This is a genomic window from Bacillus sp. NPDC094106 (genome assembly GCF_044764345.1).
Taxonomy (GTDB): Bacteria; Bacillota; Bacilli; order Bacillales; family Bacillaceae_G; genus Bacillus_A.
This window is the reverse complement of the sequence record NZ_JBIWHY010000019.1, coordinates 60,931-76,199: the sequence shown is the minus strand read 5'-3', so window position 1 is coordinate 76,199 and position 15,269 is coordinate 60,931. Positions and strand designations below refer to the sequence as shown.

Annotated in this window: 13 protein-coding genes and 1 pseudogene; 10 read left to right on the top strand and 4 right to left on the bottom strand. The window is 36.2% G+C overall.

Annotated elements, in window-relative coordinates:
• The first annotated feature begins 102 nt into the window (after nt 1-102).
• Entirely contained in the window at nt 103-387 is a 285-nt protein-coding gene (locus ACIQ7L_RS22955; RefSeq protein WP_400571922.1) for a hypothetical protein, read from the top strand.
• Nucleotides 388-545: 158 nt separating this feature from the next.
• On the opposite strand, the gene ACIQ7L_RS22950 is transcribed toward ACIQ7L_RS22955, so the two are convergent.
• A complete protein-coding gene (locus tag ACIQ7L_RS22950) occupies nt 546-1,433 on the bottom strand; it encodes a LysR family transcriptional regulator (protein ID WP_400571921.1) in 888 nt (295 codons plus the stop codon).
• Between the two features lie 120 nt (nt 1,434-1,553).
• On the opposite strand from ACIQ7L_RS22950, the gene ACIQ7L_RS22945 reads away from it, so the two are divergent.
• On the top strand, nt 1,554-2,756 hold the full coding sequence (locus tag ACIQ7L_RS22945; RefSeq protein WP_400571919.1) for an MFS transporter: 1,203 nt from the start codon (nt 1,554-1,556) through the stop codon (nt 2,754-2,756).
• 71 nt (nt 2,757-2,827) lie between these two features.
• On the opposite strand, the gene ACIQ7L_RS22940 is transcribed toward ACIQ7L_RS22945, so the two are convergent.
• The gene (locus ACIQ7L_RS22940) at nt 2,828-4,252 is read right to left on the bottom strand and encodes an amino acid permease (protein WP_400571917.1); all 1,425 of its coding nucleotides are present in this window, start codon (nt 4,250-4,252) and stop codon (nt 2,828-2,830) included.
• Between the two features lie 686 nt (nt 4,253-4,938).
• Here ACIQ7L_RS22940 and ACIQ7L_RS22935 point away from each other — a divergent pair.
• From ACIQ7L_RS22935 to ACIQ7L_RS22900, 8 genes and pseudogenes are all read left to right on the top strand, one after another.
• Entirely contained in the window at nt 4,939-5,910 is a 972-nt protein-coding gene (locus ACIQ7L_RS22935; protein WP_400571915.1) for a phosphotransferase enzyme family protein, read from the top strand.
• Between the two features lie 332 nt (nt 5,911-6,242).
• Nucleotides 6,243-7,703, top strand: a complete 1,461-nt coding sequence (locus ACIQ7L_RS22930; RefSeq protein ID WP_400571913.1) for an alanine/glycine:cation symporter family protein — start codon at nt 6,243-6,245, stop codon at nt 7,701-7,703.
• 291 nt (nt 7,704-7,994) lie between these two features.
• Nucleotides 7,995-8,746: pseudogene (locus ACIQ7L_RS22925) on the top strand (amino acid ABC transporter ATP-binding protein).
• 12 nt (nt 8,747-8,758) lie between these two features.
• The gene (locus ACIQ7L_RS22920; protein ID WP_400571911.1) at nt 8,759-9,589 is read left to right on the top strand and encodes a glutamate ABC transporter substrate-binding protein; all 831 of its coding nucleotides are present in this window, start codon (nt 8,759-8,761) and stop codon (nt 9,587-9,589) included.
• Between the two features lie 242 nt (nt 9,590-9,831).
• Nucleotides 9,832-10,488 carry an amino acid ABC transporter permease gene (locus ACIQ7L_RS22915; RefSeq protein WP_400571909.1) on the top strand — a complete coding sequence of 219 codons (657 nt, stop codon included), beginning with the start codon at nt 9,832-9,834 and terminating at the stop codon, nt 10,486-10,488.
• Complete coding sequence (locus ACIQ7L_RS22910) at nt 10,489-11,133, top strand: amino acid ABC transporter permease (protein ID WP_400571907.1); 645 nt, start codon at nt 10,489-10,491, stop codon at nt 11,131-11,133. It abuts the gene before it with no gap.
• A gap of 209 nt (nt 11,134-11,342) precedes the next feature.
• Nucleotides 11,343-12,767 (top strand): amino acid permease, encoded by a 1,425-nt coding sequence (locus ACIQ7L_RS22905; protein ID WP_400571905.1) that lies wholly within the window; start codon nt 11,343-11,345, stop codon nt 12,765-12,767.
• Entirely contained in the window at nt 12,745-13,128 is a 384-nt protein-coding gene (locus tag ACIQ7L_RS22900; RefSeq protein WP_400571903.1) for an OsmC family protein, read from the top strand. Before ACIQ7L_RS22905 ends, ACIQ7L_RS22900 begins: the two co-directional genes overlap by 23 nt.
• A gap of 19 nt (nt 13,129-13,147) precedes the next feature.
• Here the strand turns inward: ACIQ7L_RS22900 and ACIQ7L_RS22895 are convergent, their stop codons facing one another.
• Together ACIQ7L_RS22895 and ACIQ7L_RS22890 are read right to left on the bottom strand one after the other, a co-directional pair.
• A complete protein-coding gene (locus ACIQ7L_RS22895) occupies nt 13,148-14,536 on the bottom strand; it encodes a sensor histidine kinase (RefSeq protein ID WP_400571901.1) in 1,389 nt (462 codons plus the stop codon).
• A complete protein-coding gene (locus ACIQ7L_RS22890) occupies nt 14,533-15,225 on the bottom strand; it encodes a response regulator transcription factor (protein ID WP_400571899.1) in 693 nt (230 codons plus the stop codon). The genes ACIQ7L_RS22895 and ACIQ7L_RS22890 overlap by 4 nt, the downstream gene beginning before the upstream one ends.
• Nucleotides 15,226-15,269 lie beyond the last annotated feature (44 nt).

The window sequence follows — 15,269 nt, the reverse complement described above, 5'->3', positions numbered from 1 at the left end:
GTATCCTTATGATTCTATAAATTGATAAAAATGGAGAAATAAGGGATTGCGCTATCCTGTGTGTAATAGCAAATAATTAGTAAAAAGGGAGATGTGGATAAAATGAATTATATACGAAATCATGGCGGGCATCATGGGCACCATCATGGTGGACATCATCAAGGCGGACATCATCATGATCATCACCACCATCATGGAGGCGGATGGGGTGGTGCATGGGGAGGAAGTGCGTTTTTCCCGGGTAGCTTTGCAGGTGGCTTGCTAGGAGGTCTTACAGCTGGAGCGCTAACAAGTGGTGGCGGGTATTATCCAGCGCCATATCCGGTATCTTATCCTTCACCGTATCCAGCGCCAGCACCGTATCCAGCACCATATCCGTATTATTAGTATAAAATTTATAAAAAAGAGGGGTGCATCTTTTTTTATTTTGGAATATGGCAAAAGTATTACGTAATAAAAACTGCTCTTATAATCTAATACAGAGCAGTTTTTATTATGTTTATAGGAAACACGTCTTAAAAGGCACACTTTAAAAACATGAACCTTTAGGGAGTATATTCTTGGAAATGTCCTATAATAAATTCCTTAAACGCTTTTGCTGCAGGAGATAAATAATGATTACGCGCTGTAGCTAAGGCAATGGTTCGTTCACAAGGATAGTCAGTAATTTCTAGAAAATGTAGTTGAGATTGATGGAATTCTTTGACTTTCGGTAAGATGGCGATACCAAGTCCAGCGGATACTAATCCAAAGATTGTTGCAATTTCTTCACCCATAAACGTAATTTTAGGGTGAACTTGAAGAGATTCACACATTTGATCAAATACATAACGAAGTCCATAACCATCTTTAAAACAGATAAATTCTTCATTTCCTAGTTCTTGAAATGACACACTACTTTGTTTGGCAAGTGGATGTGCTTTTGAAACTGTCAAATATAAAGGTTCTATTCTTAATGTTTCCCATTCAATTTGTTCATGAGGGATTGGTGGAGAAGACAAGCATATATCTGCTACTCCATCTTTTACTTTTTGTAAAAGGTTACTATTAGCTCCCTGATACATTTGAAATGTCACTTTTGGATAAATCTTTTTGTAATCAGCAACAATCTTTGGAATCGGGCGGGTGCCTAAAGTGTGCAAAAACGCAATTGAAATTTCCCCTCGATCAGGAGAAACTTTTTCCTGTATTTCCGCAATACCAGTATGTAATGCACTTTGTGCTTGTTTCGCTCTTTTTAAAAACATTTCTCCGTATTTAGTTAAGGAGATTGTTTTTCCTTCTCGTATAAATAATGGCACACCAAGCTCTTCTTCTAATTTTAAGATTGAACGGCTAAGAGCAGGCTGAGACACTAATTGTTCTTTTGCTGCTTTTGTAAAGTGGTTATATTTCGCGACGGCAATAAAATTTTCAATTTGATGCCATTCCATATCGTCCTCTCCTTGTTATGCGTTTTTGTTATCGATATGATGCAAATTATAAATTAGACACATAGATAAAGGAAGCGTAGCATAAAGAAGGTAGTTTTGATAGGAAAAGAGGAGATTGCAATGACTTATATCCAAAAAGGAACAAAGACACATACAAATGCTAGCATAGCATTGTTTCTTGGCGGATTTGTTACATTTGCTACGCTGTATGCAACGCAGCCATTATTGCCTATATTAGCAAAAGAGTTTCATGTTTCCGCAGCAGCAGCAAGTATAACATTATCTATTACAACAGGTACAATGGCAATTATGATGCTGATTGCAGCATCAATTTCAGACGTAATTGGTCGAAAACGTATCATGATATTATCCATATTCTTGACCTCTATAATTGGGACACTGACAGCATTTAGTCCTAATTTTATCACGCTTGTTTTGTTAAGAGGATTACTTGGGATATGTATAGCAGGCTTGCCTTCTATTGCAATGACTTATATTGGAGAAGAATTTGAGCCAAGTGGATTAGGAAAAGTTATGGGGCTCTATATTTGTGGTAATGGGATAGGAGGAATGACTGGTCGTATTTTTATTGGCATTGCAACGGATCTTTCGTCATGGAGAGTTGCATTAGGGTTACTTGGGATTATTACGGTCATCTGTAGTATTCTATTTTGGCGTACATTACCTACTCCAATGAACTCTAAGAAAAAAGCAGTTCATGTTCGCTCTATGTGGAATGCGTATACTATACATTTTAAAAACAAACAATTAGTGGCAACCATCTTACTTGGATTTACACTTATGGGTAGCTTTGTCACACTGTACAATTATATTGGGTTTCTATTACAGGAGCCGCCATATTCATTAAGTCAAACGCTCATTGGATTTTTATTTATTGTATATGTGATAGGAACGTTTAGCTCTGTATTTATGGGGAAAAAGGCAGATCAATATGGTAGAACATTTACACTTATGGTTTCGATTACGATTATGATGATAGGAGCATTAGTGACACTCGTTCCAAGCCTTGTTATAAAAATTGTCGGTTTATCCATTTTTACATTTGGTTTCTTTGGAAGTCATTCCATTGCTAGTGCATCGATTGAAAAATATGCAGATGTAAATAAAGCACAGGCTGCTGCATTGTATTTGTTATTTTATTATCTAGGTTCAAGTTTTGTTGGTTCATTTAGTGGTTACTTTTGGGAGCATTTCCATTGGATTGGAGTCATTTCATTAATTGTGATGTTGTTAATGGGAGGACTTTCTCTCGTTTTATTGACTCGAAAAGAGTATCAGTTGGAACATCATAAAATTCATTAATTGAAAAAAGAAGCTGTGAGCGAACCATCTATTGTATTTGGATGGTGCTGACAGCTTCTTTTGTATTCGTATTAGCTTACTTTGTTATTCGGTTGTTCTGAAACGGGAGTAGAGGAATTTTTCATCAAAATCGGATAAAGAATAAGCCCTAGTACAAATAATCCAATTCCTAAGAAAAATGTTTTTAAATCAGCAGTTCCAGTTTTGATAACCCAAATAGAATATAGAAGTGCAAGTAAGGTAATGATTCCATCTTTTACTCGAGATCCTGGTGTTATATCGTATGTTTCCCCTGTAATAACTAGTTTTAATTGATATAAGGTAGAAACAAGGTATGGAATTAAATAAGCTAAAGTTGCAACAACAATGGCAAAACTATATGCTTCTGAAACAGTGCCGGAGATTGTTGAAAATAAGAAAATTTGCGTCATAATATTTGTAACTAGCAGTGATTTTGAAGGACTGCCTTTTTTATTTGTTTTTCCAAAAAATTTCGGGAAAAGTCCATTCTTTGCCGCTTGATAAGGTACTTCTGAACTAACAACGATCCAACCGACAGTAGATCCGAATAATGATACAAGTGCAAGGAATGCCATAATGTAAGCACCTTTATTACCAATTGCTAAGTTTAAAGCATCTACCAATGGTTTTTGAGACTCTTTTAAAGCATCTTGCGGAAGAGCACCCATTGTTAGTAATGTAATTGCCATGTAAATAAGAAGTGCAATAATTAATCCGAAAATCGTTGCTTTTTTTACATCACGCTGTGACTTTGCACGGTTAGACAACATAACAGCTGATTCGATTCCGATAAATGCCCAAAGTGTTGCAATAGCAGCAGAATTTATTTGTCCACTTAACGGGATTGATTTTCCAGCTTCATTCATAAAAGTTTGACCATCACCGAAATTAGAAGCGTTAAAAATAAATAATGTAATAACGATGAACATTGTAAATCCGATAATTTTTGCGATTGTTGCAAGGAGATTCATGTTTCCGGCTCTATCGATGTTTTGAGAAAGAATATATTGAATGCCCCATAATATAACACTACATACAGCAAAGGTTAATCCCTTTCCAAGCTCCAATGAAAACCCGCTTATTGAAAAAAGAACTTGCTTACTTTGTAAAACGGGGAAGAATGTAGATAAATATCCTGCAAAGGAAATGATAACAGAAGCAGTTGCAGCCCAGTTCGCAGCCCAGTATCCCCATGCCATGCTATATCCAGCAACTTTACCTGCTTTTTGAGAGGGAAACATTGCTTGTGCGTAACTTTGCGGTCCGGCCTTTAGCTCCGGCTTACGTACTGCAAGATTTCCGAATACAAGTGCAATCATAAATACACCAAGACCTGTAATACTCCAGGCAAGTGTAGATCCCATTGGGCCTGATACTTGTGCTAAATTTGCTGGAAGCATGAATACGCCGCCTCCAACCATATTACCAACAACGAATGCTGTTAAAATCCATAAACCCCATTTTTTTGTTTCCATGATTGTCTATCTCCTTTGTTGTAGTTTTGCTTATTCATCACTTTTTTACTAGCGCTTTAACAAATAAAAAAGAGCCATGTAGATAAAAAATACCTACATGGCTCTTTGCCTAACGTAGGTACAACGGGAATAACCCTTGTACCTACGCGTAATTTTTTCCGCTAGGTTTCAAGGGTTTACGTATGATGATGATGTTTTTGTGCAAATGTAACTATAGTTGTATAAGTAAGCATAGTTCTTTGCTCCCTTTCTCCTCTGATTTTGAAGTTAGTATACTACATGTTTTTTAGAATGAAAAGAAAAATATAAAATTTTTTATAAAAATGCGGATATTTGATTAAATATTTATACTTATTTTCCTTTTGTAGGAAAATAAGTGAGGAGTTGGCAGTTGAATGTAATACAAAGAGAATGAGAAGGTGACAAGGGGGATTTTATATAAATCCATTTTAATTTTTCGACATCTACATCCCTGCTATGTAGAACAAAAAGTAACCTACACTCGTTTGCTCGTTCTGTTTTTACTTCGCATGTGGCAGAAAAAGCATCTGACCGCTTCTATGCATGGTCAGATGCTCTCTCCCACCCAAAAAGAGGGGACTTATGTCGGTTTCTTAATTGATGAAGCAGTATTTTTCACATTCATGCCGAATTAAATAGAGGAATACATAAAGGAGGGACTACATATGGAAATAGCTGTAGAACGAGTTTTCACCAATGAAATTTTAGAAGAAGCAGCAAATGTATTTCATGTTAAGGTGGAAGAAACTCCGCTTGGAGATTTTGAAAACTATATTTTTCGTGCAGAGGATGAAAAGGGAGTATCTTATGTACTAAGATTGACGCACTCTTCTCATCGTTCTAACAAGCAAGTAGAAGCGGAACTACATTTTTTACGCTATCTTGGAGAGAACGGAGCTAAGGTTGCGGGACCACATTATTCAAAATCTAAAAAACTGGTAGAAGAGATACAAGCAGCAGACGGAACTTTCTTTTATGCTTCTCTTTTTTCATATGCAAAAGGAGAAAGCGTAAAAGACGCAACATCTATTTATTGGGGAGAGAATTTATTTGAAGCGTGGGGAAAAGCAATTGGTCAACTCCATCGTCTTACAATGAATTCTCCTAAAACAGAATACCGTGATACATGGGACATAGACGAAAAAGCAATTATTGGGGAATTAGAGGATAAACAAGTAAAAAAGATTGCATATGCATTAATTGATAAGATAAAGACACTTCCGATAGAAAAGGAAACTTTTGGACTTATGCATGGTGATATTCACCAAGGAAACTTCCATTATGATGGGAAAGAATTGACGATTTTTGATTTTGATGATGCAACTTATAATTATTTTATTCATGATCTGGCAATGGTTATTTATTATTCTGCTCTTACAACAAATGGGACAGAAGAAGAGAAAACATTGTTTGCTCGTAATCAATTAAAGATAGTAAGAAAAGGATATGAATCTGAACACCAATTAGCAGAAGTTTGGTATGATTCGTTACCTTTATTTTTTAGACTTCGTGATATCGGTTTGTATGGCACGATTCAAAAAAAATTTAAGGGGAAAGAAATGCCGAAGAATCTTCTTGAACTATCAGAAACGCTGTATGAACGAATTATAAATCAACAGCCGATTGTGAATATATAATACAGATATAAGAGGAAAAAGTATGTAGGATAACTAACGACATACTTTTTCCTCTTTTTAGGTGGGAGAGAGGATCCGACCATGCATAGAAGCGGTCAGATCCTTTTCCTGCCCCATGCCAAGTTAAAACAAAGAGAGAAAACGAGTACAGGTCACTTTTTGTTCTTCATAGCAGCGATTTATATGCTGGAAAATCAAACTGTATATATATTTTGTTTTTTTATGCAAAAATATGTTTGCTTTATTAAAATAATATTGTCATAGATTACATATACATTTATAATTTTATATATATTCTGAATATTCTTTATAAAATGGGGAGGGGGAATAATTTGGAGACTTTCGTAAATTGGTTAAATAATATTGTATGGAGTCCCGCACTTGTTTATTTATGTTTAGGCGTAGGTTTATATTTTTCAATTCGAACGAGATTTTTACAAGTTAGACATGTGGGCGAAATGGTGAGGCTTACATTTCAAGGGGAAAAATCAGAAGCGGGTGTTTCTTCATTCCAAGCGCTAGCACTCTCATTATCTGGGCGCGTAGGAACAGGAAATATTGCTGGTGTTGCAACAGCAATCGCATTTGGTGGCCCAGGGGCTGTATTTTGGATGTGGGCGGTAGCTTTTTTAGGTGCAGGGTCTGCTTATGTAGAATCGACGCTTGCACAAATATACAAGACGAAGCACCAAGGTCAATTCCGTGGTGGCCCAGCTTACTACATTGAAAAAGGACTAGGAATTAAATGGTACGCTCTCGTATTTGTTGCGGCGACAATTCTAGCAACTGGAACGTTACTACCAGGTGTTCAAGCAAATAGTATTGCTGTAAGTTTGGAAACAGCTTTTGGTATTAGTACATCTGTATCAGGAGCGGTATTAGTAGTTGTATTAGCGCTTATTATTTTTGGAGGAGTTAAGCGAATTGTTAACGTAGCGCAAGTTGTTGTGCCATTTATGGCAGTTGGATATATTCTTGTAGCTTGCGTAATTGTAGCTATGAATATTGAAAAATTACCAGAAGCGTTTATGTTGATTTTAAAAAGTGCATTTGCTTTAGAAGCTGCTTTTGGTGGGATTATTGGTTTAGCAATTTCTTGGGGCGTAAAACGTGGTATTTATTCAAATGAGGCAGGACAAGGGACTGGTCCACATGCTGCTGCAGCTGCTGAAGTATCGCATCCAGCTAAACAAGGTTTAGTGCAAGCATTTTCCGTTTACATTGATACATTATTTGTTTGTTCAGCAACAGCATTTATGATGATTATTACAGGCATGTATAACGTATTTGATGCAAGCGGAAAAAACTTCATCGTAAATAAGCTAAATGGTGCACAGCCAGGTCCTGGATATACACAGGCGGCAGTAGAATCTGTTTTTCCTGGGTTTGGAAGCGGTTTCGTAGCTATTTCTCTATTCTTCTTTGCTTTCACAACAATTATGGCGTATTACTACATCGCAGAGACAAATATTGCCTATTTAAATCGTGATAAAAATCGTCCGTGGATGTCGCTTATATTAAAATTCGTTTTTCTAGGAGTTGTATTCTATGGCTGCGTGAAAACAGCAGAAACAGCTTGGGCTCTTGGTGATATTGGTGTAGGGATTATGGCATGGATTAACATTATTGCGATTTTATTCTTACAGAAGCCAGCTCTCCTTGCATTAAAGGACTATGAAAAACAGAAAAAAGAAGGAAAAGATCCTGTGTTTGTCCCGCAAGAATTAGGAATCAAAAATGCTGATTTCTGGGAGCATGAATACAGAAAAGATAAAAAAGAAGACGTGTCATAAGAAGAGAGAAACAAAAAAGCAAAGGGAAGCTCCCTTTGCTTTTTTTTGTTTGCAAAACGGAGAATCTGCATATACATCAATTAAAAAACGACATAAAGCCTCTCTTTTTAGGTGGGAGAGAGTATCTGGTCAAGGCCTTTTTCTGCTACATGCGAAGTAAAAACAGAACGAGAAAATGAGTGTAGGTTACTTTTCATTCTGCATAGCAGGGATGTAGATGTCGAAAAATCAAAATGGATTTATATGGTTATTTTTTAGGGCGTTTTTGAATATAAAAAGAATGTACATGCTTTGTAGGGGAAGGGGGGAGTGTGTTGATTGCGTTTCGTGATGTAAATAAATATTATGGTAACTTCCAAGTTTTAAAAAGTATTAATCTCCAAGTCAAAAAGGGTGAGGTCGTTGTTATTGTAGGTCCTTCAGGATCAGGAAAGAGTACATTGCTGCGCTGTATAAATCAACTTGAAACAATTACAGATGGAGAATTAATCGTACAAGGTGTGGAAGTGCATCATACCAAAACGGATATGAATCAATTGCGGAGAAATATAGGGATGGTTTTTCAGCATTTTTATTTATATCCACATAAAACAGTACTTCAAAATATTACATTAGCACCGATTAAGGTGAATAAGATTTCAAAAGAAGAGGCTGAGAAAACGGCTATGTTTTATTTGGAAAAGGTAGGGATTCCAGAAAAAGCAGGTGTATATCCACATCAATTATCTGGTGGACAGCAACAAAGGGTAGCGATTGCTAGGGGGTTAGCGATGCAGCCAGAAATTATGCTGTTTGATGAGCCGACATCTGCGCTTGATCCCGAAATGATTGGTGAAGTACTTGATGTTATGAAAGCACTAGCTAAAGAAGGAATGACAATGGTTGTTGTAACGCATGAGATGGGATTTGCACGTGAAGTAGCAGATCGAATTTTATTTATGGATGAAGGACAGATTATCGAGGATACGACGCCAACAGCTTTTTTTGTTAACCCAGAACAGGAAAGGGCACGGTTATTTTTAAGACGAGTGCTAAATCATTAGAGGAGGAACACGATGATTAAAATGAAAAAAATGTTCACCCTTATTGTCTTTGCTTGTTTATTTACGCTGATTGTTGCAGGATGTGGAAATAAAAAAGAAGAGGAAAAAGAAACAAATACAAAACAAGGCGGAGTTGTGGAACAGATTAAGAAACGTGGAAAATTAGTAGTTGGTGTGAAAAATGATACGAATTTGTTTGGATTAAAAAATCCTTCAACCGGAAACGTAGAGGGATTTGATGTTGATATAGCAAAGGCGCTTGCAAAAAAAATTCTTGGAGATGAGAACAAATTAGAGTTAAAAGAAGTGACTTCTAAAACGCGTATTCCAATGTTGAAAAATGGGGATATTGATGCGATTATTGCCACGATGACAATTACGGAAGAACGTAAAAAAGAGGTTGATTTTTCAGATGTATATTTTAAAGCTGGTCAATCTTTACTTGTGAAAAAGGGAAGTAATATTAAAAGTGTTGATGATGTGAAAAAGGGTGTAAAAGTATTAGCGGTAAAAGGCTCTACATCTACAAATAATATTCGTCAAAAGTCACCGGAAGCAACGGTACTAGAATTTGAAAATTATAGTGAGGCATTTACAGCATTAAAAGCAGGTCAGGGAGATGTACTTACAACAGATAATGCGATTGTATATGGAATGGCAAAACAAGATGCAAATTACCAAGTCGTTGGAAAAATCTTTACGGATGAACCGTATGGAATTGCTGTTCAAAAAGGTGCAACAGATTTAACGAAAGAGATAAATGATGTATTAAAAGAAATGAAAGCGAATGGAGAGTATGACAAGTTATATGAGAAATGGATTGGTGAAAAGCCAGAGAAATAGATAAATACAAATTGAAAAAACGACATAAAACCTATCTTTTTAGGTGGGAGAGAGCATCCAATCCTGCATAGAAGCGGTCATATCCTCGCCCTGCCCCATGCCAAGTGAGTGCAGGTCACCTTTTGTTCTTCATAGCACTGACTTATATGTTGAAGAATTAAAGTGGATTGATATAGATGATAGGAAGAGTAAGAGGATGAGAGATACTCATCCTCTTCTTGTAAAGAAAGAGGGGGGAACGCTTGCCTGATTTTTCTATTTTGACAAATAATATGGATCTGTATTTAGAAGGATTTAAATATACAGTGATGTCTAGTGTTGTAGCACTAATTGGAAGTTTTATTCTTGGCGTTATGATGGCGGTGATGCGAATTGCGCCCATTCGAGTTCTGAATTGGATTGGTACAGCTTACGTAGAGTTTGTTCGAAATATCCCGATCGTTTTAATTGCGTTTGCGTTTTATTTTGCGTTTCCAGTAATAGGTGTCACATTAAATGGATTCGTTGCGGGAACGGCTGCACTGACGATATACACGGCTGCTTTTATTGCAGAAGCAATTCGGGCTGGAATTATGTCAGTTGCAAAAGGGCAGATGGAAGCGGCACGTTCTTCTGGTTTAACATACGTACAAGCAATGTATTATGTCGTGTTACCACAGGCTATTAAAATTGTAATCCCGCCGCTAGGAAATCAATTTCTTAATTTAGTGAAAAACTCCTCTATCCTTGGGATTATTGCCGGAGCGGATTTAATGTATCAAGGAGATTTAATTTCAACGAGAACATTCGTTACATTTGATGTATATATATTTGTCGGTATGTTTTATTTACTTTTAACTGTACCGCTTAGTATGCTTGTGCGTTATTTTGAGAAACGCTTGGCGAAGGGAGCGGTGTAGATGGATTTTCGAGGTGCTTATACAGGGGATCATTTTCTATTTTTATTAAAAGGGTTATTTGTGACGTTAGAAATAGCTGTTATAGCTATTTTACTTAGTTTTATTATTGGTAGTATAGTTGGAACCTTGCGTTATACAAAAATGCCTGTTGTATCGCAATTATTAGCTGTTATTGTTGAAATCATTCGTAACTTACCGCTGCTTTTAATTATTTTCTTTACGTATTTTGCACTCCCGGAAGCGGGGCTGAAACTAGAGATTAAAACGGCGGCTATCGTCGCTTTAACGATATTTGAAGCAGCGATGATTTCAGAAATTGTTCGCAGCGGTTTATTATCAATTGAAAAAGGACAAATTGAAGCAGGGCGTGCCTCAGGTTTATCATATGTGCAAACGCTTTGGCACATTATTTTGCCACAAGCATTAAGACGCATGGTACCACCGCTTGTTAGTCAATTTATTTCGTTATTGAAGGACACGTCACTAGCGGTTGTGATTTCATTGCCAGAGCTTATGCATAATGCCCAAATTATTAATGGCCAGAATGTGAATTATATGATTCCTACATTTATGTTGGCAGCTTGTATGTATTTCATTGTGAATTATGGATTATCACTTGTATCTAGAAGATTAGAAATTCGTTAATTCTTACATGCAATGATGGTGTGAGATTTTTTACCTAATAACCCCTTATTTACCTAAAACTAGGATAGTTATCTCTGGATAATGAAAAAATATATTGTTTTATCAGAAAAGTTTTAATTTTATATAGAAATTGTAACCGCTTTCGTGTATATTTTTGTTATCAGAAAATTTTAAAAAGAGATAGAGGGTATTTGTAGGGGAGGATTACGATGCAGCAAACAACGAACGAGAACTTACATCGAACGATGAAGAGTAGACATTTATTTATGATTGCACTTGGAGGTGTAATCGGAACAGGTTTTTTTCTTGGATCAGGCTATACCATTCACCAAGCAGGACCAGGGGGAGCGATTCTTTCTTATTTAGTTGGTGGATTTATTATGTATTTAACAATGCTTTGCCTTGGTGAGCTAACGGTAGCGATGCCGGTTTCTGGTTCTTTCCAAAAATACGCAACGAAATTTATCGGTCCAGGAACAGGATTTATGATTGGGTGGCTGTACTGGCTTGGATGGGCAGTTACAGTTGGTTTAGAGTTAACATCAATCGGTTTAATGATGAAAAGATGGTTTCCATCTGTAGATGTTTGGGTATGGTGCCTCGTATTTGGGGTTATTTTATATATGTCAAATGCTATCTCAGCAAAGAGTTATGCTGAATTAGAGTTTTGGTTCTCAAGTATTAAAGTTATTACAATTATTGCATTTGTTGTTCTTGGAGGTAGTGCGTTATTGGGATTTTTACCATATGACGGAAAAGAAGCAGCGCCTCTTTTTTCTAACTTTGTGAGCGATGGCGGATTGTTCCCGAATGGAGTGGGTGCTGTAATTCTTACAATGATTACAGTTAACTTTTCATTCCAAGGAACAGAGTTAATCGGGATTGCAGCAGGAGAGAGTCAAGAACCAGAAAAAACAATCCCGCGGGCAATTCGCAATACAGTATGGCGCATTATGTTATTCTTTATTTTAACAATGACGATTTTAGTAGGATTAATTTCATGGAAAGATGCGGGAATTATTGAAAGTCCATTCGTTGTTGTATTTGATAAAATCGGTATTCCATATGCAGCAGATATTATGAATTTTGTTATTATCACTGCTTTATTATCTGTAGCGAATTCAGGGTTATATGCAGCAACACGTATACTATGGTCACTTGCAAATGAAGGAATGGCACCAATTTCTTTCAAAAAGGTAAATAAGCGTGGTATTCCAATTACAGCGTTAGTGGTTACAATTGCGGTAGCAGCATTATCTCTATTAACAAGTATTTTTGCAGAAGATACGGTATATATGTATTTACTATCTGTTGCTGGATTATCAGCAGTTGCAAGTTGGATAATCATTGCATTGTCACAACTTCGCTTTAGAAGTCAGTACGTAAAGGGTGGCGGAAAGGTAGAGGACTTAAAATATAAAACACCATTATATCCGATTGTCCCTATTTTAGCGTTAATTACAAATAGCATTGTTGTCATTAGTTTAGCGTTTATCCCAGAACAGCGTATGGCACTGTATTGCGGGATTCCATTTATTATTTTCTGCTATGTGTATTATTATATGAATAAGAAACGGCAGAAAATTACGAAAGTGGAGATGGGAAAAACATATGAAACTAACAGTCAAGCATGATGATATAAGTACAGAACTTTCACATGGACAATTACAAATTGGCAAAGAAAGCGGATATACACCGTTAGAATTACTCGTTTCCTCTATTGCAGGATGTAGTGCAATCGTTTTTCGAACGATTTTAGAAAAAAAGCGTATTCCATATGATGTATTTACAATTGAAACTGAAATTGGAAGAAGTGAAGTTTTACCAAGACCGGTGGAAAGTATTCATTTGCACTATAAAATAAAAGCAACAGGAATGACACAAGTACAGTTAGAGAAGGCATTAGAACTTGCAGTGAAGAATTGTACGATTGCTCAATCCGTGAAAGAGAGTATAAAGATTACAGAAACAATTGAGCTAATTGAAAATGAGTAAGAGAAAAAAGAGAGTAGAATCATATAGATTCACTCTCTTTTTTGTGCGGTAAAGCAATAGTAAAACAAGTTCCTTCATCTATTTTACTTTCAACAGTAATATTTCCATCATGTAGTTCTACGATTTCTTTAACAATGGTAAGTCCTAATCCAGTTCCACCAGTAGCACGCGATCTTGCTTTATCAACGCGATAAAAGCGTTCAAAAATGTGAGGAATATCTTCTTCTGGAATGCCTTCACCTGTATCTTGAATGGAAATTTCAATATGTGTTTGATGGTTTGTAACAGAGATTGTAATCTCAGAATGTTCAGCTGAATATCTATACGCATTGGTTAAAATATTAACGATAACTTGTTCAAAGCGTTGCTCATCAAGAGGTATAGAGAGTGAAGAAGGGCATATTAAAGCAACGTCGATATGTTTTTCTTCAGACATAATATTTAATTTTGTAACAATGCGAGTAAGAAAGGTTTGTAAATGTACTTCCTTTACTTGAATCGAAAAATTGTGCTTTTCCAGTTGAGCAAGCAAGAATAAGTCTTGTACTAAATTGGTAATATAATCAGATTCGTCTTTGATAATTGTTAAATATCTTTGGCGCAGCCTAGGCGATGTCTCTTCTTTTAACACAATATCTGCATATCCTCTTACATAAGTTAAAGGTGTTCTTAATTCATGAGCGATGCTTGCTAAAAATTCACTTCGTTCTTTTTTCATATAATGTAGATCACTTGCAAGTGTTTGAATAGACGCTGCAAGTTCGCCAATTTCATCGTTTCGAGTAGTAGTTAAAGAGACAGATAAATCACCGCGACTCATTTTTTCAGTAGCATGCTTCATACGAAGGAGCGGTTTTGTTAATAAGCGTGATAGTAAGAAAATTGTAATAGCTGTTAATATAAAAGTAACGATACCGGCAATGATAAACTGCTTTGTTAGTCCATCAATCATATGTTTAATCGAACTTGTTCGATTGAACATATACACATAACCTTCTGTCTTGCCTTCAATTACAATAGGGCTAACTGTACATATATAATTAGCGGTTTTCCAATGATTTTCTATGATGGTTCCGTTATGATTCGTACTTGTTGTCATTTCTGTAATATGTTTCTTGATAGTGGAATCTATCTGATTCGACTTAGCCAATACCTTTTTATCAGCATTTGTAATGACAACCGTTGTTTCAGCTTCTGACTCCATTAATGCGACATGAGAGATTGTTTGCGAATCAAAATACTTCTCAAGTACATCTCGGTGGCTGTTTCCACGCTTTAATAATGCTGTCATCTCTTCATTTACTCTCGTATTGACAAGGCTGTAGTAAAGTGATAAGAATAGGACGCTTTCAATTAAAAGGGTAACAATCAAAAAATAAAATCCAAGTTGAACAGAAATTCGTTTCATTGCACTACTCCTTTGTTTTTAGTATCAATCCATCGATAGCCAACCCCATACACTGTTTTTAAATGTGCATCAATTGGAAAATCGGCCTTTCGTAATTTATCACGTAAATTACGAATATGAGAATCTATTGTACGATCTTCTGTATTTGTGTTTAATCCCCAAATTCGTTCAATGAGTTGATCACGGCTGAGTACATAATCCACATGGCGCAAAAATAATCCAAGTAAAGAAAATTCAATTGGTGTAAGCAAAATCTGTTGTTCATAAACAGAAATAAAGTGTTTTGCCTCATCCCATAAAATCCCTCTATATTGTATTTGCTCATGCTGATTCGTGCGGCGCAGGACAGCTTCAATTCGTGCGAATAGCTCATCTTCATGGAAAGGCTTCGTTATGTAATCATCAGCTCCGATTTTTAATCCTTGAACAACATCTATCGTTTGGTCTCGAGCGGTCACCATAATAATAGGGATATTGCTAAATGAACGGATTTTTTTGCAAGTTTCCCATCCATCCATTTTCGGCATCATAATATCGAGAAGAACGAACTTAAAACTTTGGTTTTCTATATAGGAAATCGCCTCTTGTCCTGAAGTTACAGAGAGGCAGTTATATCCTCTAGGAGTAAGATACAGGGTTAATAATTCTAGCATTCTTGGTTCATCATCTACGAGTAGTATATCAATCATAGAAATATCCTCCGTATTTGTATAAATCCATTTTAATTTTTCGA

Coding starts and splice junctions, on each gene's coding strand:
- ACIQ7L_RS22900 (WP_400571903.1), top strand. CDS start 12,745: ATGAAACTAACAGTCAAGCATGATGATATAAGTACAGAACTTTCACAT.
- ACIQ7L_RS22935 (WP_400571915.1), top strand. CDS start 4,939: ATGGAAATAGCTGTAGAACGAGTTTTCACCAATGAAATTTTAGAAGAA.
- ACIQ7L_RS22890 (WP_400571899.1), bottom strand. CDS start 15,225: ATGATTGATATACTACTCGTAGATGATGAACCAAGAATGCTAGAATTA.
- ACIQ7L_RS22920 (WP_400571911.1), top strand. CDS start 8,759: ATGATTAAAATGAAAAAAATGTTCACCCTTATTGTCTTTGCTTGTTTA.
- ACIQ7L_RS22905 (WP_400571905.1), top strand. CDS start 11,343: ATGCAGCAAACAACGAACGAGAACTTACATCGAACGATGAAGAGTAGA.
- ACIQ7L_RS22910 (WP_400571907.1), top strand. CDS start 10,489: ATGGATTTTCGAGGTGCTTATACAGGGGATCATTTTCTATTTTTATTA.
- ACIQ7L_RS22950 (WP_400571921.1), bottom strand. CDS start 1,433: ATGGAATGGCATCAAATTGAAAATTTTATTGCCGTCGCGAAATATAAC.
- ACIQ7L_RS22945 (WP_400571919.1), top strand. CDS start 1,554: ATGACTTATATCCAAAAAGGAACAAAGACACATACAAATGCTAGCATA.
- ACIQ7L_RS22895 (WP_400571901.1), bottom strand. CDS start 14,536: ATGAAACGAATTTCTGTTCAACTTGGATTTTATTTTTTGATTGTTACC.
- ACIQ7L_RS22940 (WP_400571917.1), bottom strand. CDS start 4,252: ATGGAAACAAAAAAATGGGGTTTATGGATTTTAACAGCATTCGTTGTT.
- ACIQ7L_RS22955 (WP_400571922.1), top strand. CDS start 103: ATGAATTATATACGAAATCATGGCGGGCATCATGGGCACCATCATGGT.